Below are 19,074 nucleotides of genomic sequence, written 5' to 3'. Positions count from 1 at the left end.
ACACGCGTTCCCAGGCAACCCGGGCCCGGTCGCCGCCGTCTTGCTGATCGCGGAAGGGGTTCCTGACCAGCCCGTCCGCACTTGGGGAGATCACAGTACGCAGACGGGGGCACGGTATTGCCCGTCCGCTGCGGGGGGAAGCGGACGGAGCATCACCGGTGAACGACAGAGCTGTCCGCGCGCTGCCCACAGCCGCGCGCGAGAACCATCAGGACGCCGTCCGGCGACCGGGACCGCGCCGCCGCAGTGTCGTCGCCGCCGTCACGGCGCTCGCGGCCCTCGCCGGCACGGGCGTGCTCGGCGCCTGTTCCGTTCCCGCCCCTCGGCGGAAGGGGCCGGTGGCCGATCCGGCGCCCGGCATTCCGATAGCCAGCTCCCGGCGTGCGCAGCTGATGCAGATCCTGGCGCACCCGGACGACGACCTGTACTTCATGAACCCGGACACGCAGCAGATGCTGGACGCCGGGGTCCCGCTGGTCTGCGTGTACGTCACCGCGGGCGAGGCGGACGGCAAGAACCACATACCGGGGAACTGGGACGTCCTGTCGGACAAGAGCGCGTACTCCTCGGCCCGTCACCAGGGCCTTCGGCAGGCGTACGCCGAGCTGCTCGGCCTCGACCGGTTCACCGACTGGCAGAAGGGCGTCGCCACCCTGCGCGGCGACCGGCGCGCGGAGATCAACACGCTGGCGAACGGCGCCCGCCGGGTCGAGCTGATCTTCCTCAACCTCGCCATGCACACGGCCCGCGGCGGCCGGATGGGCCTGCCGAGCCTGTGGCAGGACCGGGCGCTCGGCCTCGCGACCGTCGTCGCCGACGACTCCCCCCTCCGCAAGGCCGACTCGTACGACTACGACCAGCTCGTCGACGTCCTGGTCGGGCTGATGGAGCGCTACCGGCCGACCGTCGTGCAGACCCTGGACCCGGACCCCGACATCCAGCACAGCGACGAGGCGACCCGCAGGAAGGACAGCGAGCAGCGCGGCTACTCCGACCACGCCGACCACACGGCGGTGGCGTCGTTCAGCTGGGCGGCCATGGTCCGCTGGGTGGCCGAGGCGACGCAGGACGGCGGCGAGGTGCCCGCCTTCGTGGCCACCTCCTTCCGCGGCTACTACAACCGGCACTGGCCGAAGAACCTCCCCACCGCCGTGCTGGGCCGCAAGGCGGCCCACCTCGTCCCGTACGGCGGTCACGCCGACTGGGACTGCGGCAACGCGGCCGGCTGCGGCGACTACAACGTCGGCGGCAAGCGGCCGCTCAAGAACAAGAAGGGCTGGGTCCGCTCGACCCACTACCGCTACCCCGGCCCCCGCACCGCGGTCGCCACCGAACCGGACGGACGGCTGTCCGCCTACGGCGTGCTGGGGCTGAGGGCCGTCCGCTGGCGTGAGACCGAGCCCGGCAGCGGCCGCTGGGGAGAGCCGGACGACCTCGGCGGCGGCCCGCTCGCGCCGGCGATGGGCGCCACCGCGCTGGCGGACGGCAGGCAGCTGCTGTTCGGACTGCGGTTCGCGGCCGTCGCCGGACACGGCGGGGACAACGCCCGCGAGATCGTGCTGCTGGAGCAGCGCTCGGCCGGCGGCCCGTTCCTCGCCTGGCGCGGGCTCGGCAATCCGGAGCACGACGACGACCGCGGCCGGCGTATCGGTGTGCCGGTGGCCGTCACGGCACCGGACGGCCGGGTGCACCTGTTCGTGCGCAACGCGGACAAGGGCGTCAGCGGCCGGGTTCGGCAGGCCGACGGGAGCTGGAGCGGCTGGCAGGACCTCGGGGGCGGCGAGATCCAGGACGGGCTGACCACGGCGGTCGACGCCGAAGGCCGCGTCCACCTCTTCGCCTCGGGCCACGACACCGTGCACCACTGGGCGCAGGACGCGCCCGGCGGGGCCGTGGTCCACCGTCCCGGCGGCGCGCTGCCGGTCGCCGTGGAGGCTCCGGCCGCCCTGACCGCCGCCGACGGGTCGCTCCAGTTGCTGTACCGGCAGGAGCGGCCCTACAGGAGAGCGACGCCGACGGACTCCCGCGGCACCGCGGCGGCCACGCTGACCTGCGTACGCCCCGACGGCAGGCGGCTGCCGGCGGTCCGCTTCGAGGGGTACGGGCCCGTCCGCGCGGCCACGGGCACGGGAGGCGCCGTCCTGCTCGGCAAGGACCTGCGCGGGCGGATCCAACTCCGTTTCGCGGGCCGCCTGCTGACCCGTACGACGGGGGCGCAGAGCATCGACACCCCCACGCTGCACCTGGGCGCCGGCGACGCCGCGACCGTCGTCGGCCTGGGCGCGGACGCGCACCCGTGGACGTGGTCCCCCCGTCCCCGCACCGAGGGCTGAGATGCGCTGAGGCCGCGTCAGAAGGATGTCCGCGCCCGGAGTCTGCGCAGCATCCGGGCGTCCTCGAAGCCCACCTCGCGCGCCGCGCTCTCCACCGTCGCGCCCTGACCGACCAGGTGCTCGGCCCGTTCGACCCGCAGCGTCTGCTGGTAGCGCAGGGGCGTGAGGCCGCCCGTGGCGCGGGCGAACAGCCGGGTCAGGGTGCGCTCGCTGACCCCGGCCGAGGCGGCGAGGCGGGCCAGCGGGAGGGGTTCGGCGAAGCGGGCGTCGATGAGGTCCTGCACGCGGTGGACGGTGTCGTCCACATGGGAGCGGTGCCGCAGCATGGCGCTGGCCTGCGGCTCGTGCCCGTTGCGGCGGGCGTAGACCACCATCTCGCGCGCGACCCGCGCGGCGAGCGCCGGTCCGTGCCGGCCCGCGAGCAGGTGCAGCGCCAGGTCGATCCCACTGGCGATGCCGGCCGAGGTCACCACCCGGTCGTCGGTGGTGAACAGCACGTCCCTGACGACGACCGCCCGCGGGTGGCGCGCCGCCAGCTCGTCCTGGAGCCCGTGGTGCGTGGTGCACCGGCGCCCGTCGAGCAGTCCCGCGAGCCCCAGCGCCTCCGCCCCCGCGCACACGCTGGCGACGCTGCCGCCGGCGGCGTGGTGGGCACGCAGCCGCTCCAGCAGGGCCGGCCCGGGGAGCGGGCCGCCGCGCAGCGTGGGCGCGCGCCAGCCCGGCACCACGACCAGGTCGTCCGGTCCCAGCTCCGGCCAGCAGGTCCGCGCGGCGAGCGGCAGACCCTGGGCGCTGGGCACCTGCTCCTGCTCGGCCACGTAGGAGAGCCGGTAGGGATGCCCGAAGTCGGCCGCCGTGCCGAAGACCTGGGCGGGTCCGGCCAGGTCGAGCAGGTGGACGCCGGGGACGAGGACGAAGACGACCTGGGTCACGTCCCGGATGCTCCCGCTTCCGCCTCCAGTTCGGCAACCGTGGCGATCCGGGCGAACCGGTCGCGCAGTACCGCCTCCGTGCGCTCGATGATCGCCTCGGCGCTGAGGTCGCCGATCGGATTCGTCGTGGTGGCGTCGGTGACGAAGACCATCCGGTAGCCGAGGTCGCTGCCCACGCGGGTGGTCGTCTCCACGCACTGTTCCGTACGGATGCCGCACACCCACAGCTCGCCCACGCCGGCGGCGGTCAGGAGCTGCTGCAGGTTGGTCGTGGTGAAGGCGTTGTGCGAGGTCTTGTGCAGGACCGGTTCCCCCTCCGCAGGCCGCTCCAGCTCCTCCAGCGGCCGTACGTGCCCGAGGGCAGGGTCGAACGCGCCGCCGCTGCCGGGCTCGTGGTGCAGCACCCAGACGACGAGGTCCCCGGCCGAACGGGCCAGGCGGACCAGCCTGTTCACCGGTTCGGCGATCTTCGGGTCGGCGATCTGCTCCCACAGCGGGCGGGCCCGGAAGGACTCCTGGACATCGATGACTATCAGCGCTCGTCTCATGGCACCCATTCTGACCAGGCACGACCCTTGAGCGGCAGGCCCGATCCGGGCCGGTGGCGGAACAATCCGGTCAACGGCCCCCCGCTGCCCGGACATGACGAAGGGCCCCGCACCGAACGGGTGCGGGGCCCTTCTTGCAGCTCAGCGAGCTACCAGGTCAGATCGACAATTACTTGTTGATCTTGGTGACCTGGCCGGCGCCCACGGTCCGGCCACCCTCACGGATGGCGAACTTCAGGCCCTCTTCCATGGCGACCGGCTGGATCAGCTGGACGGACATCTGGGTGTTGTCGCCCGGCATGACCATCTCGGTGCCCTCGGGGAGGGTCACAACACCGGTCACGTCAGTCGTACGGAAGTAGAACTGCGGACGGTAGTTGTTGAAGAACGGCGTGTGGCGGCCACCCTCGTCCTTGGACAGGATGTAGGCCTGGGCCTCGAACTCGGTGTGCGGCGTGACCGAACCGGGCTTGATGATGACCTGGCCGCGCTCGACGTCCTCGCGCTTGATGCCACGGAGGAGCAGACCGACGTTCTCACCGGCCTGGCCCTCGTCGAGCAGCTTGCGGAACATCTCGATGCCGGTGACCGTGGTGGTGGTCTTCTCCTGCTTGATACCGACGATGTCGACGGTCTCGTTGACCTTGAGGACACCACGCTCGATACGGCCGGTGACGACGGTGCCACGACCGGTGATCGTGAAGACGTCCTCGATCGGCATCAGGAACGGCTTGTCGACGTCACGCTCGGGCTGCGGGATCGCCTCGTCGACGGCGGCCATCAGGTTCAGGACCGACTGGCCCCACTCCTTGTCGCCCTCGAGAGCCTTGAGCGCCGAGACCTTGACGACCGGCAGGTCGTCGCCCGGGAACTCGTACTCGGAGAGGAGCTCACGCACCTCGAGCTCGACGAGCTCCAGGATCTCCTCGTCGTCCACCATGTCGGCCTTGTTCAGGGCGACGACGATGTACGGAACGCCGACCTGGCGGGCCAGGAGCACGTGCTCCTTGGTCTGCGGCATCGGGCCGTCGGTGGCGGCGACCACGAGGATGGCGCCGTCCATCTGGGCAGCACCGGTGATCATGTTCTTGATGTAGTCCGCGTGACCGGGGCAGTCGACGTGGGCGTAGTGACGCGACTCGGTCTGGTACTCGACGTGCGCGATGGAGATGGTGATACCGCGCTGGCGCTCCTCAGGAGCCTTGTCGATCTGGTCGAAGGCCGAGGCCTCGTTCAGGTCCGGGTACGCGTCGTGCAGCACCTTGGTAATGGCGGCCGTGAGGGTCGTCTTACCGTGGTCGATGTGACCGATGGTGCCGATGTTGACGTGCGGCTTAGTCCGCTCGAACTTCGCCTTCGCCACTGGGGTCCTCCTGTGGAGTGGTTCTGTACGCCTTACTCATCGGCGCCAGGTGATCTTTGCTGGGAAGCCGGCCGCCGGGGTCCGACCCTTGATAGGTCTCGGGGCGAACCCCCGGCGGACGGTGTCAAGCCTAAGGCGTGGACTCGGGTGAGTTACTCGCCCTTGGCCTTCGCGATGATCTCCTCGGCGACGTTCCGGGGAACCTCGGCGTAGGAGTCGAACTGCATCGAGTAGCTTGCGCGACCCGAGGTCTTGCTGCGGAGGTCTCCGACGTAGCCGAACATCTCCGAGAGAGGCACCAGACCCTTGACGATCCGGGCGCCCATCCGCTCCTCCATGGCCTGAATCTGACCACGGCGAGAGTTGATGTCGCCGATGACCTCACCCATGTAGTCCTCGGGCGTGGTGACCTCGACGGCCATCATCGGCTCGAGCAGCACGGGGCTGGCCTTGCGCGCGGCCTCCTTGAAGGCCTGCGAACCGGCGATCTTGAACGCGAGTTCGGAGGAGTCGACCTCGTGGTAGGCGCCGTCGATGAGCGTGATGCGAACGCCCGTCATCTCGTAGCCGGCCAGGATGCCGAACTGCATGGCCTCCTGCGCGCCCGCGTCCACCGAGGGGATGTACTCCTTGGGGATGCGGCCACCGGTGACCTTGTTCACGAACTCGTACGAGGCGTCGCCGCCCTCGATGGGCTCGATCGCGATCTGCACCTTGGCGAACTGACCGGTACCACCGGTCTGCTTCTTGTGGGTGTAGTCCACGCGCTCGACGGCCTTGCGGATCGTCTCGCGGTACGCGACCTGCGGCTTGCCGACGTTGGCCTCGACCTTGAACTCACGGCGCATACGGTCGACCAACACCTCGAGGTGCAGCTCGCCCATGCCACCGATGATGGTCTGGCCGGTCTCCTCGTCCGAGTGGACCTGGAAGGAGGGGTCCTCCTCCGCGAGACGCTGGATGGCGACACCCAGCTTCTCCTGGTCACCCTTGGACTTGGGCTCGATGGCGACCTGGATGACCGGCGCCGGGAAGTCCATGGACTCCAGGATCACCGGGTTCTTCTCGTCGCACAGCGTCTCACCGGTGGTGGTCTGCTTCAGGCCCATGACGGCGACGATGTCGCCGGCGCCCACCGACTCGATCTCCTCACGCTTGTTCGCGTGCATGCGGTAGATCTTGCCGATGCGCTCCTTCTTGCCCTTCACGGAGTTCAGCACCGCGGTGCCGGAGTCCAGGCGACCGGAGTAGATCCGGACGAAGGTGAGCTTGCCGAGGTGCGGGTCGCTCGCGATCTTGAACGCGAGGGCCGAGAGCGGCTCGTCGTCGGACGGCTTGCGCTTGACGACCGTCTCCGGGTCCTTCACGTCGTGGCCCTCGATGGCCTCGACGTCCAGGGGGGAGGGGAGGTAGCGCACGACCGCGTCGAGCAGGGGCTGGACGCCCTTGTTCTTGAACGCGGTGCCGCAGAACACCGGGGTGACGGTGGTGTCCTTGGAGACGCCGGACGCGATGGTGATACGACGGATCGCGGTGTACAGCTGCTCCTCGGTGGGCTCCTTGCCCTCCAGGTACAGCTCCATGATCTCTTCGTCGTTCTCGGCGACGGTCTCCAGCAGCGTGCCGCGCCACTCCTCGGCGGCCTCGGCGTGCGTGGAGGGGATGTCGACGACGTCGTACATCTCGCCCTTGGTGGCCTCGGCGGACCACACGAGGGCCTTCATGCGAACGAGGTCGATGACGCCCTTGAAGTCGGCCTCGGCACCGATCGGGAGCTGCATGACGATCGGGGTCGCGCCGAGGCGGTCCTTGATCATGTCAACACAGCGGTGGAACTCGGCACCGGTGCGGTCGAGCTTGTTGACGAAGCAGATACGCGGAACGCCGTAGCGGTCCGCCTGACGCCAGACGGTCTCGGACTGCGGCTCAACACCGGCGACACCGTCGAACACCGTGACGGCACCGTCGAGCACGCGGAGCGAACGCTCCACTTCGACGGTGAAGTCGACGTGACCCGGGGTGTCGATGATGTTGATCGTGTGATCGACGTTGTCGAGCGGCCAGTGACAGGTCGTCGCGGCGGACGTGATGGTGATGCCGCGCTCCTGCTCCTGCTCCATCCAGTCCATCGTGGCAGCGCCGTCGTGGACCTCACCGATCTTGTAGCTCACACCGGTGTAGAACAGGATGCGCTCGGTGGTCGTCGTCTTGCCCGCGTCGATGTGGGCCATGATCCCGATGTTGCGGACCTTGGCCAGGTCAAGCGAAGTGGTGGCCATATGGCTCAGTCTTCTCTCGGTCTCGATGTGGGTAGCGACTACCAGCGGTAGTGCGCGAAGGCCTTGTTGGACTCGGCCATCTTGTGCGTGTCCTCACGCTTCTTGACCGAAGCGCCGAGGCCGTTGGAGGCGTCGAGCAGTTCGTTCATGAGGCGCTCGGTCATGGTCTTCTCGCGACGGGCGCGGGAGTAACCGACCAGCCAGCGCAGCGCCAGCGTGGAGGCGCGGCCGGGCTTGACCTCGACCGGCACCTGGTAGGTGGCGCCACCGACACGACGGGACTTGACCTCGAGCGCCGGCTTGACGTTCTCGAGGGCGCGCTTCAGCGTGATGACCGGGTCGTTGCCGGTCTTCTCGCGGAGGCCTTCCATGGCGCCGTAGACGATGCGCTCAGCGGTGGAACGCTTGCCGTTGAGCAGGATCTTGTTGATCAGCGAGGTCACCAGAGGAGAACCGTAAACCGGGTCGATGATGACCGGGCGCTTCGGGGCGGGGCCCTTACGAGGCATTCTTACTTCTCCTTCTTGGCGCCGTAGCGGCTGCGGGCCTGCTTGCGGTTCTTGACACCCTGGGTGTCGAGCGAACCGCGGATGATCTTGTAACGAACACCCGGCAGGTCCTTCACACGGCCACCACGCACGAGCACGATGGAGTGCTCCTGCAGGTTGTGTCCCTCACCCGGGATGTAGGCCGTGACCTCGATGCCGGAGGTCAGACGCACACGCGCGACCTTACGCAGGGCCGAGTTCGGCTTCTTCGGGGTGGTCGTGAACACACGCGTGCAGACGCCGCGGCGCTGAGGAGAACCCTCGAGTGCGGGCGTCTTGTTCTTCTCGACCTTGTCCTGCCGGCCCTTGCGGACCAGCTGCTGGATCGTAGGCACTACTTCTCCGGTTTCTGTGTGCCGTCAGTGAAGCTAACCTGGAACGTCGCCGACCCACGCGGTCGGGTGTGTCGAATGCTGCGGACCTCCGCCGCGAGCGGAAAAGGCGCAGATTGCGGTGGCCGATATCTGACTCGCCATGCGGTTGAGGACACGCACACGAGCCCAGGCACACCCCAGGCACAAGGTCTGAGCGTACCTATCTCACCGAGATCGGTCAAAACAAATGCCCGCGGGCACCCCTGTCCCCCGGGGAATCCCCGGAAAGCGGCCCCGAAAGCCCGTCGGACGCCCCGGGAAGGGCCGCAAAGGACCCGGGAAGGGCCCAGAGCGCCGAAGGGCGGCCACCCACCGGGTGACCGCCCTTCGGTCGTTCAAGCGACCCGCTTACTGGTTGTACGGACCGTAGTCGTAGTCCTCCAGCGGAACGGCCTGGCCGGAGCCCGTGCCGAACGGCGAGTAGTCGATGTCGTCGTAGCCGACGGCCGAGTACATCGCGGCCTTGGCCTCCTCGGTCGGCTCGACCCGGATGTTGCGGTAGCGGGACAGGCCCGTACCGGCCGGGATGAGCTTACCGATGATGACGTTCTCCTTGAGGCCGATCAGGGAGTCCGACTTGGCGTTGATCGCCGCATCGGTCAGGACCCTGGTCGTCTCCTGGAAGGACGCCGCCGACAGCCACGACTCGGTCGCCAGCGAGGCCTTGGTGATACCCATCAGCTGCGGACGGCCGGAGGCGGGGTGACCGCCCTCGGTGACCACACGACGGTTCTCGGTCTCGAACTTCGAGCGCTCGACCAGCTCGCCCGGCAGCAGCTCCGCGTCGCCGGACTCGATGATCGTCACCCGGCGCAGCATCTGCCGGATGATGATCTCGATGTGCTTGTCGTGGATCGACACACCCTGCGAGTTGTAGACCTTCTGGACCTCGCCGACCAGGTGGACCTGGACCGCGCGCTGGCCGAGGATGCGCAGCACGTCGTGCGGGTTGGTGGCACCCACGGTGAGCTTCTGGCCCACCTCGACGTGGTCGCCCTCGCCGACCAGCAGACGGGCACGCTTCGAGATCGGGTAGGCGGTCTCGTCGCTGCCGTCGTCCGGGGTGACGACGAGCTTCTTGGTCTTCTCGGTCTCCTCGATACGGACGCGGCCGGCCGCCTCCGAGATCGGGGCGACACCCTTGGGCGTACGAGCCTCGAAGAGCTCGACGACACGGGGCAGACCCTGGGTGATGTCGTCACCGGCCACACCACCGGTGTGGAAGGTACGCATCGTCAGCTGGGTACCGGGCTCACCGATGGACTGGGCGGCGATGATGCCGACCGCCTCACCGATGTCGACCAGCTTGCCGGTGGCCAGCGAACGGCCGTAGCAGTACGCACAGGTACCGACCGCGGACTCACAGGTCAGGACCGAGCGGGTCTTGACCTCCTCCACACCGGCCGCGACGAGCGCGTCGATGAGCACGTCACCGAGGTCGACGTTGGCAGGCGCGATGACCTTGCCGTCGACGACGACGTCCTCGGCGAGCATGCGCGCGTACACGGAGGTCTCGACGTCCTCCGCCTTGCGCAGCACGCCGTCGGCGCCCTTCTCGGCGATCCGCAGCTTGAGGCCACGGTCGGTGCCGCAGTCCTCCTCGCGGATGATGACGTCCTGCGAGACGTCCACCAGACGACGGGTCAGGTAACCCGAGTCGGCGGTACGCAGGGCGGTGTCCGCCAGACCCTTACGGGCACCGTGCGTGGAGATGAAGTACTCCAGCACCGACAGGCCCTCACGGAAGGACGCCTTGATCGGACGCGGGATGGTCTCGTTCTTGGCGTTGGACACCAGACCACGCATACCGGCGATCTGACGCATCTGCATCATGTTTCCACGAGCACCCGAGTTGACCATCATGAAGATGGGGTTGGTCTTCGGGAAGTTCTCGTTCATGGCCTCGGCGACCTCGTTGGTCGCCTTGGTCCAGATCGCGATGAGCTCCTGCGTGCGCTCGTCCTTGGTGATCAGACCGCGCTCGTACTGCTTCTGGACCTTCTCGTCCTGCTCCTCGTAACCCTTGACGATCGCCTTCTTCGCCTCGGGCACGACGACGTCGGAGATGGCCACGGTGACACCGGAACGGGTCGCCCAGTAGAAGCCGGCCGCCTTCAGGTTGTCGAGCGTCGCCGCCACGATGACCTTGGGGTAGCGCTCGGCGAGGTCGTTGACGATCTCGGAGAGCTGCTTCTTGCCCACCGAGTAGTCGACGAACGGGTAGTCCTCGGGCAGCAGCTCGTTGAAGAGCGCACGGCCGAGCGTGGTCTTCAGACGGAAGCTGTCACCCTGCTGCCACGTCCCTGCCTCGACCGCGTCATCCCCTTCTTCGACCGGAGGCGTCCAGCCGCGCGGCGGGATGGTGCCGACCGGGAAGCGGATGTCGACCTTCGCCTGGAGCGAGAGCTCCCGGGCGTCGAAGGCCATGATCGCCTCGGCGGTGGAGTTGAACGCACGGCCCTCGCCGCGCACCTCGCGCTCCTCCTCGTCCGTGGTGAGGAAGAAGAGGCCCAGCACCATGTCCTGGGTCGGCATGGTGACCGGACGGCCGTCGGCCGGCTTGAGGATGTTGTTCGAGGACAGCATCAGGATGCGGGCCTCGGCCTGCGCCTCCGCGGACAGCGGCAGGTGCACGGCCATCTGGTCACCGTCGAAGTCCGCGTTGAACGCGGTGCAGACGAGCGGGTGGATCTGGATGGCCTTGCCCTCGACCAGCTGCGGCTCGAAGGCCTGGATGCCGAGGCGGTGCAGCGTGGGCGCACGGTTCAGCAGCACCGGGTGCTCGGCGATGACCTCTTCGAGGACGTCGTACACGACGGTGCGGCCGCGCTCGACCATGCGCTTGGCCGACTTGATGTTCTGCGCGTGGTTCAGGTCGACCAGGCGCTTCATCACGAACGGCTTGAAGAGCTCCAGCGCCATGGCCTTGGGCAGACCGCACTGGTGCAGCTTCAGCTGCGGGCCGACGACGATGACGGAACGCGCCGAGTAGTCGACTCGCTTACCGAGCAGGTTCTGACGGAAACGACCCTGCTTGCCCTTCAGCATGTCGCTGAGGGACTTCAGCGGGCGGTTGCCGGGTCCGGTGACCGGACGGCCACGACGGCCGTTGTCGAACAGCGCGTCGACGGCCTCCTGGAGCATGCGCTTCTCGTTGTTCACGATGATCTCGGGCGCACCGAGGTCGAGAAGGCGCTTCAGTCGGTTGTTCCGGTTGATCACCCGGCGGTACAGGTCGTTCAGGTCGGAGGTCGCGAAGCGGCCACCGTCCAGCTGCACCATCGGACGCAGGTCCGGCGGGATGACCGGCACGCAGTCGAGCACCATGCCCTTGGGGCTGTTGGACGTCTGCAGGAACGCGGAGACGACCTTGAGGCGCTTGAGCGCACGGGTCTTCTTCTGGCCCTTGCCGGTACGGATGATCTCGCGGAGGCGCTCGGCCTCCTCCTCGAGGTCGAAGGACTCCAGGCGCTTCTGCAGCGCCGCGGCACCCATCGAGCCGTCGAAGTACGTGCCGAAGCGGTCACGCAGCTCGCGGTAGAGCAGCTCGTCGCCCTCGAGGTCCTGGACCTTGAGGTTCTTGAAGCGGTTCCACACCTCGTCGAGACGGTCGATCTCGCGCTGGGCGCGGTCGCGCAGCTGCTTCATCTCACGCTCGGCGCCCTCGCGCACCTTGCGGCGCACGTCGGCCTTGGCGCCCTCGGCCTCGAGCTCGGCCAGGTCGGTCTCGAGCTTCTTGGCGCGGGCTTCGAGGTCGGCGTCGCGGCGGTTCTCGATCTGCTGGCGCTCGACGGAGACGTGGGCCTCCAGCGACGGCAGGTCGCGCGTGCGGCGCTCCTCGTCCACGAACGTGATCATGTACGCGGCGAAGTAGATGACCTTCTCGAGGTCCTTCGGCGCCAGGTCCAGCAGGTAGCCCAGACGCGACGGGACGCCCTTGAAGTACCAGATGTGGGTGACGGGAGCGGCCAGCTCGATGTGGCCCATCCGCTCACGACGCACCTTGGCGCGCGTGACCTCGACGCCACAGCGCTCACAGATGATGCCCTTGAAGCGGACACGCTTGTACTTGCCGCAGTAGCACTCCCAGTCCCGGGTCGGACCGAAGATCTTCTCGCAGAAGAGTCCGTCCTTCTCGGGCTTGAGGGTGCGGTAGTTGATGGTCTCCGGCTTCTTGACCTCGCCGTGGGACCAGGTCCGGATGTCGTCCGCGGTGGCGAGGCCGATCCGCAGCTCGTCGAAGAAGTTGACGTCGAGCACTTTTTCGTCAATCCCTCTTTCGGGGTTGTGCCCTCCGCGTCAGCGGAAAACGGGCTCTGTATCAGTGGTCTGTACGGTCCCGGGGACGGCCGGGGCTCCCTCGCGAGAGCCCCGGCCGGGCCCGTCAGACCTCTTCGACGCTGCTCGGCTCGCGCCGGGACAGGTCGATACCGAGCTCCTCCGCAGCGCGGAAGACGTCCTCGTCCGTGTCGCGCATCTCGATGGACATGCCGTCCGAGGACAGCACCTCCACATTGAGGCAGAGCGACTGCATTTCCTTGATGAGCACCTTGAAGGACTCGGGAATGCCGGGCTCGGGGATGTTCTCGCCCTTGACGATGGCCTCGTAGACCTTCACGCGGCCGGTCACGTCGTCGGACTTGATCGTCAGCAGCTCCTGGAGCGCGTAGGCGGCGCCGTACGCCTCCAGCGCCCACACCTCCATCTCACCGAATCGCTGGCCACCGAACTGGGCCTTACCACCCAGCGGCTGCTGGGTGATCATCGAGTACGGACCGGTCGACCGGGCGTGGAGCTTGTCGTCGACCAGGTGGTGGAGCTTGAGGATGTACATGTACCCGACGGAGATCGGGTCCGGGAACGGCTCGCCGGAGCGGCCGTCGAACAGACGCGCCTTACCGGTCGGGAGCACCATGCGCTCGCCGTCGCGGTTCGGGATGGTGTGCTGCAGCAGGCCGGCCAGCTCGTCCTCGCGGGCACCGTCGAAGACCGGGGTCGCGACGTTGGTGCCGGGCGCGACGTCGTCGGCGCCGATGGCCTGCAGACGCTGGGCCCACTCCTCGCTCAGACCGGAGACGTCCCAGCCGCGGCTGGCGAGCCAGCCGAGGTGGATCTCCAGGACCTGTCCCGGGTTCATTCGGGACGGGACACCCAGCGGGTTGAGGATGATGTCGACCGGGGTGCCGTCCTCCAGGAACGGCATGTCCTCGATCGGCAGGATCTTCGAGATGACGCCCTTGTTGCCGTGACGGCCGGCGAGCTTGTCACCGTCGGTGATCTTGCGCTTCTGGGCGACGTAGACGCGGACCAGCTGGTTCACGCCCGGGGGAAGCTCGTCGCCCTCCTCGCGGTCGAAGACGCGCACGCCGATGACCTTGCCGGTCTCGCCGTGCGGCACCTTCAGCGAGGTGTCACGGACCTCACGGGCCTTCTCGCCGAAGATCGCGCGGAGCAGGCGCTCCTCCGGGGTCAGCTCGGTCTCACCCTTGGGCGTGACCTTGCCGACCAGGATGTCGCCGGCGACGACCTCGGCACCGATACGGATGATGCCGCGCTCGTCGAGGTCGGCGAGGACCTCCTCGGAGACGTTCGGGATGTCCCGGGTGATCTCCTCGGGGCCGAGCTTGGTGTCACGGGCGTCGACCTCGTGCTCCTCGATGTGGATCGAGGAGAGGACGTCGTCCTGCACGAGGCGCTGCGACAGGATGATCGCGTCCTCGTAGTTGTGACCCTCCCACGGCATGAACGCCACGAGCAGGTTCTTGCCGAGCGCCATCTCACCGTTCTCGGTGGCGGGGCCGTCGGCGAGGACCTGGCCCTCGACGACGCGGTCGCCCTCGGAGACGATGACCTTCTGGTTCACCGAGGTGCCCTGGTTGGAGCGGGAGAACTTCGCGATGCGGTACGTGGTGTACGTGCCGTCGTCGTTCGCGACGGTGACGTAGTCGGCCGAGACCTCCTGGATGACACCGTCCTTCTCCGCCTTGATGACGTCGCCGGCGTCGGTGGCACAGCGGTACTCCATGCCGGTGCCGACGAGCGGGGCCTCCGCCTTGATGAGCGGAACGGCCTGGCGCATCATGTTCGCGCCCATGAGGGCACGGTTGGCGTCGTCGTGCTCGAGGAACGGAATCATGGCGGTCGCGACCGACACCATCTGGCGCGGCGAGACGTCCATGTAGTCGACCTCGGCCGGCGGGACGTAGTCGACCTCGCCGCCACGACGGCGGACCAGCACACGGGCCTCGGTGAAGCGCAGGTCCTCGGAGAGGGTCGCGTTCGCCTGCGCGATGACGAAGCGGTCCTCCTCGTCTGCGGTCAGGTAGTCGACCTCGTCGGTGACCTGGCCGTCGGTGACCTTGCGGTACGGAGTCTCGACGAAGCCGAACGCGTTGACCCGGCCGTAGGACGCGAGCGAGCCGATCAGACCGATGTTCGGGCCTTCGGGGGTCTCGATCGGGCACATGCGGCCGTAGTGCGACGGGTGCACGTCACGGACCTCGAAGCCGGCCCGCTCACGGGAGAGACCACCCGGGCCAAGAGCCGACAGACGGCGCTTGTGGGTGAGACCCGACAGCGGGTTGTTCTGGTCCATGAACTGCGACAGCTGGCTGGTGCCGAAGAACTCCTTGATGGAGGCGACGACCGGCCGGATGTTGATCAGGGTCTGCGGCGTGATCGCCTCGACGTCCTGCGTGGTCATGCGCTCGCGCACGACGCGCTCCATACGAGCCAGACCCGTGCGGACCTGGTTCTGGATGAGCTCGCCGACGTTGCGCAGACGGCGGTTGCCGAAGTGGTCGATGTCGTCGGTCTCGACGACGATCTGCGTGCCGTTCTCGCCGACCGTCTCGGTCTCGCCGGCGTGCAGCTTGACCAGGTACTTGATGGTGGCGATGACGTCGTCGGTGGTCAGGACACCGGCGTCCAGCGGCTCGTCGGCGCCGAGCTTCTTGTTCACCTTGTAGCGGCCGACCTTCGCGAGGTCGTAGCGCTTCGGGTTGAAGTAGAGGTTCTCGAGCAGCGTCTGAGCAGCCTCACGCGTCGGCGGCTCGCCCGGGCGCAGCTTGCGGTAGATGTCGAGCAGCGCGTCGTCCTGGCCCTGGGTGTGGTCCTTCTCCAGGGTGGCGCGCATGGACTCGTACTCGCCGAACTCCTCGAGGATCTGCTCGGTCGTCCAGCCGAGCGCCTTGAGCAGGACGGTGACGGACTGCTTGCGCTTCCGGTCGATGCGGACACCGACCATGTCGCGCTTGTCGATCTCCATCTCCAGCCAGGCACCCCGGGACGGGATGATCTTGGCCGTGAAGATGTCCTTGTCGGACGTCTTGTCGATGGAGGAGTCGAAGTAGACACCCGGCGAGCGCACGAGCTGCGACACGACGACACGCTCGGTGCCGTTGATGACGAAGGTGCCCTTGTTGGTCATGAGCGGGAAGTCGCCCATGAAGACCGTCTGGGACTTGATCTCGCCGGTCTCGTTGTTGGTGAACTCGGCGGTGACGAAGAGCGGGGCGGCGTACGTGAAGTCGCGCTCCTTGCACTCGTCGATCGAGTTCTTCGGAGGCTCGAAGCGGTGGTCGCGGAAGGTCAGCGACATCGACCCGGAGAAGTCCTCGATCGGCGAGATCTCCTCGAAGATCTCTTCCAGACCGGACTTGGTGGGGACGTCCTGTCCGCTTTCGAGAGCCGCCTCGACACGAGCCTTCCACGCCGCATTGCCGAGCAGCCAGTCAAAGCTCTCGGTCTGCAGTGCGAGCAGGTTCGGAACCTCGAGGGGCTCCTTGATCTTTGCAAAGGAGATGCGCAGCGGGGCAGTGCTTGCGCCGTTGTTCGTATTCGCGGTCGAGGCGTTGCGCGAGGCGGCCAAGAGGGGGTCCTTCCGAGGGCTCGGACTCACTACGCGCGTACCGGTCCCATACTGTGCACGGAGAGAAAGTCCAGGTCGGGACGGTCTTCAACCGATGCTCAGGTACGGGCATGCCCCGGGTGACGGGCAGGGGGCAGCTAACAGGCAGCGCAAAGGGTCAGTGTAGCCACTTGGCACACTGATGTCCAGTGCGGGTTTTCGAGACCCTCGAGACCCTCGTTGTTCTCATCTCCGCGAACCTATGCGCCGTGAGGCGCACATCGATACTGCCCGTTCGGTCGTCGATCCATGCCTCGGATACGGATCGTTGTGACGACGCGTCCTGAGAATTGCGCGCTGCGTGCGGTTCGTCAAGGCCCCTGCCCCTGAGCTGCTGCTCCGGGATCATCACAGGCCGCTGTGAGCGCACGGCGAAGATCACCATACTCGCCGGGACGGCAAGAGCAAGACAGCCGTCCCGCGCATGCCGAAGGGCGACCACCCGGTTGGGTGATCGCCCTTCAGTGCGCGTGCGTTACACGCGAGGAGTCAGGAGACTCGCAAGGTCACTTGACCTCGACGGAGGCGCCGGCGGCCTTGAGGGACTCGGCGGCCTTCTCGGCGGCGTCCTTGGCGACCTTCTCGAGGACCGGCTTCGGGGTGCCGTCGACGAGGTCCTTGGCCTCCTTCAGGCCCAGGGAGGTCAGCTCACGCACGACCTTGATGACCTGGATCTTCTTCTCGCCGGCGCCGGTGAGGATGACGTCGAACTCGTCCTTCTCCTCAGCGGCCTCGGCGGCCGGGGCACCCGGGCCCGCAACGCCGGCAACGGCGACCGGGGCGGCGGCGGTGACGTCGAACTTCTCCTCGAACGCCTTCACGAACTCGGAGAGCTCGATGAGGGTCATCTCCTCGAACTGCGCGAGCAGGTCTTCCTGGCTGAGCTTCGCCATGATGGCGGTCCTTCCACTAATTCGGCTGGTGCCGATGTACATGTGAGGCGGGCGTACGTTCGGCCCGCTGCGATCCGTGCCTAGGCGGCGCGGATCAATGCGCGAGCCGAGTTACTCGGCACCGCCCTGCTCGGCCTGCTTGGCACGAAGCGCCTCCGCGGTGCGGACGAACTTCGAGGGAAGCGCCTGGAAGAGCGCGGCAGCCTGGGACTGCTTGCCCTTCATGGCGCCCGCCAGCTTGGCGAGCAGAACCTCGCGGGACTCGAGGTCCGCAAGCTTCTTGATCTCATCGGCGGACAGCGCCTTGCCATCAAGGACACCGCCCTTGATGATCAGGTTCGGGTTGTCCTTGGCGAAGTCACGAAGACCCTTCGCCGACTCCACCGGGTCACCGGTGATGAAGGCAACCGCCGTCGGACCGTTGAACTGGTCGTCGAGCGTGTTGATCCCGGCCTCGTTGGCCGCAATCTTGGTCAGCGTGTTCTTCACCACGGCGTACTGGGCGTTCTCACCGAGCGAACGGCGCAGCTGCTTGAGCTGGGCCACGGTGAGACCCCGGTACTCGGTCAGCACGGCGGCGTTCGAGCTGCGGAACTGCTCCGCGAGCTCGGCTACCGCGGCAGCCTTGTCGGGCCTTGCCATAGAGCGTCGGCCTCCTTCCGGGTGATGAGGACCGCTCAGAAGGGGCTGAACAAAACGAAACGCCCCGGCGCAGGCGCACGGGGCGTAGCTCGACCTGAACGGAATCCGATCAGGGAGCTATCCACTGTCACCTGCGCGGGTCGTCCGCTGCTGAGCGGATCCTTCGGCCACCGGACCCTCGGAAGGAGAGCACGGCAACGACCAGCGGTCTTTGGCTTCCGTGGAAGAGTACGGGAACGGATCGCCGCGAGGCAAATCGGGTCATCGCCGCCCGCGAGGGCGACGGCTCTTCGCCTGGGAGCCGTCACCGAGGCCCGTGGCGGCCCCGAAGGGCCCTTGCCGGTCCGGAACGCGTGTACGCCCGCTCAGCGCCCCGTGAGGGCCGGCCTGAGGCCCTGCTCGCGGACGAAGCCGGCCCCCGCCGCTCCGAGGAGCGGCGGGGGCCGGCTTCGCAGGCGAGACCCGCGACTGCCGTCAGATTCAGACGGCGGCCGGGTCCTCCTCGACGAGGAGGTTGCGGGTGCGGTTCGAGTCCAGCGGGATGCCGGGACCCATGGTGGTGGTCAGGGTCGCCTTCTTGATGTAGCGGCCCTTCGCGGCGGACGGCTTCAGACGGAGGATCTCCTCCAGAGCCGCGGCGTAGTTCTCGACCAGCTTCGTCTCGTCGAAGGAGACCTTGCCGATGATGAAGTGCAGGTTCGAGTGCTTGTCCACGCGGAACTCGATCTTGCCGCCCTTGATCTCGTTGACGGCCTTGGCGACGTCCATCGTGACGGTGCCGGTCTTCGGGTTCGGCATCAGACCACGCGGACCGAGCACGCGGCCGAGGCGGCCGACCTTGCCCATGAGGTCCGGGGTGGCGACGACGGCGTCGAACTCGTTCAGGCGCTGGCCCTTGGAGATCTCGTCGATGAGCTCGTCGGAGCCGACGATGTCGGCGCCCGCGGCACGCGCGGCCTCGGCACGGTCACCGGTCGCGAAGACCAGGACCCGGGCGGTCTTACCGGTGCCGTGCGGAAGGTTCACGGTGCCACGGACCATCTGGTCGGCCTTGCGCGGGTCAACGCCCAGACGGAAGGCGACCTCGACGGTGCCGTCGAACTTGGTGGCGGCGGTGTCCTTGGCGAGACGGACGGCCTCGAGCGGGGCGTAGTTGCGCTCCCGGTCGACCTTGGCGTCCGCAGCGCGGAGAGTCTTGCTGCGCTTCACTTCTGCTCCTGATGTGTTGAGCGTGGAGTTGTGGTGCGGGCCAG

General features: G+C 67.7%; 12 protein-coding genes. 1 reads left to right on the top strand and 11 read right to left on the bottom strand.

The genetic code is table 11. The features are described 5' to 3' along the window. The first annotated feature begins 182 nt into the window (after positions 1–182). Positions 183–2,333: a PIG-L family deacetylase gene (locus HW130_RS07340; RefSeq protein WP_177148712.1), complete on the top strand. Its 2,151-nt coding sequence runs from the start codon at positions 183–185 to the stop codon at positions 2,331–2,333. A 17-nt stretch (positions 2,334–2,350) separates the two neighbouring features. Here HW130_RS07340 and HW130_RS07335 read toward each other — a convergent pair whose 3' ends face one another. The 11 genes from HW130_RS07335 to rplA all read right to left on the bottom strand — a co-directional run bounded on the left by HW130_RS07335 (position 2,351) and on the right by rplA (position 19,030). Further along, on the bottom strand, positions 2,351–3,265 hold the full coding sequence (locus HW130_RS07335) for a GlxA family transcriptional regulator (RefSeq protein WP_177148612.1): 915 nt from the start codon (positions 3,263–3,265) through the stop codon (positions 2,351–2,353). Then, positions 3,262–3,813 carry a cysteine hydrolase family protein gene (locus HW130_RS07330; RefSeq protein WP_177148611.1) on the bottom strand — a complete coding sequence of 184 codons (552 nt, stop codon included), beginning with the start codon at positions 3,811–3,813 and terminating at the stop codon, positions 3,262–3,264. The genes HW130_RS07335 and HW130_RS07330 overlap by 4 nt, the downstream gene beginning before the upstream one ends. Before the next feature lie 169 nt (positions 3,814–3,982). Continuing rightward, the gene (gene tuf, locus HW130_RS07325) at positions 3,983–5,176 is read right to left on the bottom strand and encodes an elongation factor Tu (RefSeq protein WP_177148610.1); all 1,194 of its coding nucleotides are present in this window, start codon (positions 5,174–5,176) and stop codon (positions 3,983–3,985) included. A gap of 152 nt (positions 5,177–5,328) precedes the next feature. Beyond that, the gene (gene fusA, locus HW130_RS07320) at positions 5,329–7,455 is read right to left on the bottom strand and encodes an elongation factor G (RefSeq protein WP_177148609.1); all 2,127 of its coding nucleotides are present in this window, start codon (positions 7,453–7,455) and stop codon (positions 5,329–5,331) included. A 38-nt stretch (positions 7,456–7,493) separates the two neighbouring features. Beyond that, positions 7,494–7,964 carry a 30S ribosomal protein S7 gene (gene rpsG, locus HW130_RS07315; protein ID WP_100108597.1) on the bottom strand — a complete coding sequence of 157 codons (471 nt, stop codon included), beginning with the start codon at positions 7,962–7,964 and terminating at the stop codon, positions 7,494–7,496. A 2-nt stretch (positions 7,965–7,966) separates the two neighbouring features. Then, positions 7,967–8,338, bottom strand: a complete 372-nt coding sequence (gene rpsL, locus HW130_RS07310) for a 30S ribosomal protein S12 (protein ID WP_003948652.1) — start codon at positions 8,336–8,338, stop codon at positions 7,967–7,969. 387 nt (positions 8,339–8,725) lie between these two features. Next, positions 8,726–12,637, bottom strand: coding sequence for a DNA-directed RNA polymerase subunit beta' (locus tag HW130_RS07305; protein ID WP_177148608.1), 3,912 nt, complete (start codon positions 12,635–12,637; stop codon positions 8,726–8,728). Positions 12,638–12,761: 124 nt separating this feature from the next. Continuing rightward, positions 12,762–16,247, bottom strand: a complete 3,486-nt coding sequence (gene rpoB, locus HW130_RS07300) for a DNA-directed RNA polymerase subunit beta (RefSeq protein WP_177148607.1) — start codon at positions 16,245–16,247, stop codon at positions 12,762–12,764. Positions 16,248–16,792: 545 nt separating this feature from the next. Further along, positions 16,793–17,179, bottom strand: coding sequence for a 50S ribosomal protein L7/L12 (gene rplL / locus HW130_RS07295; RefSeq protein ID WP_177148606.1), 387 nt, complete (start codon positions 17,177–17,179; stop codon positions 16,793–16,795). 111 nt (positions 17,180–17,290) lie between these two features. Further along, positions 17,291–17,821: a 50S ribosomal protein L10 gene (gene rplJ, locus HW130_RS07290; protein ID WP_177148605.1), complete on the bottom strand. Its 531-nt coding sequence runs from the start codon at positions 17,819–17,821 to the stop codon at positions 17,291–17,293. A gap of 480 nt (positions 17,822–18,301) precedes the next feature. Further along, the gene (gene rplA / locus HW130_RS07285) at positions 18,302–19,030 is read right to left on the bottom strand and encodes a 50S ribosomal protein L1 (protein ID WP_177148604.1); all 729 of its coding nucleotides are present in this window, start codon (positions 19,028–19,030) and stop codon (positions 18,302–18,304) included. Positions 19,031–19,074 lie beyond the last annotated feature (44 nt).

It is taken from the genome of Streptomyces sp. PKU-EA00015 (genome assembly GCF_013387495.1).
Classification (GTDB): Bacteria; Actinomycetota; Actinomycetes; order Streptomycetales; family Streptomycetaceae; genus Streptomyces.
Note: the sequence above shows the minus strand (reverse complement) of the source record. Positions and strands in the feature narration are given on the sequence as shown.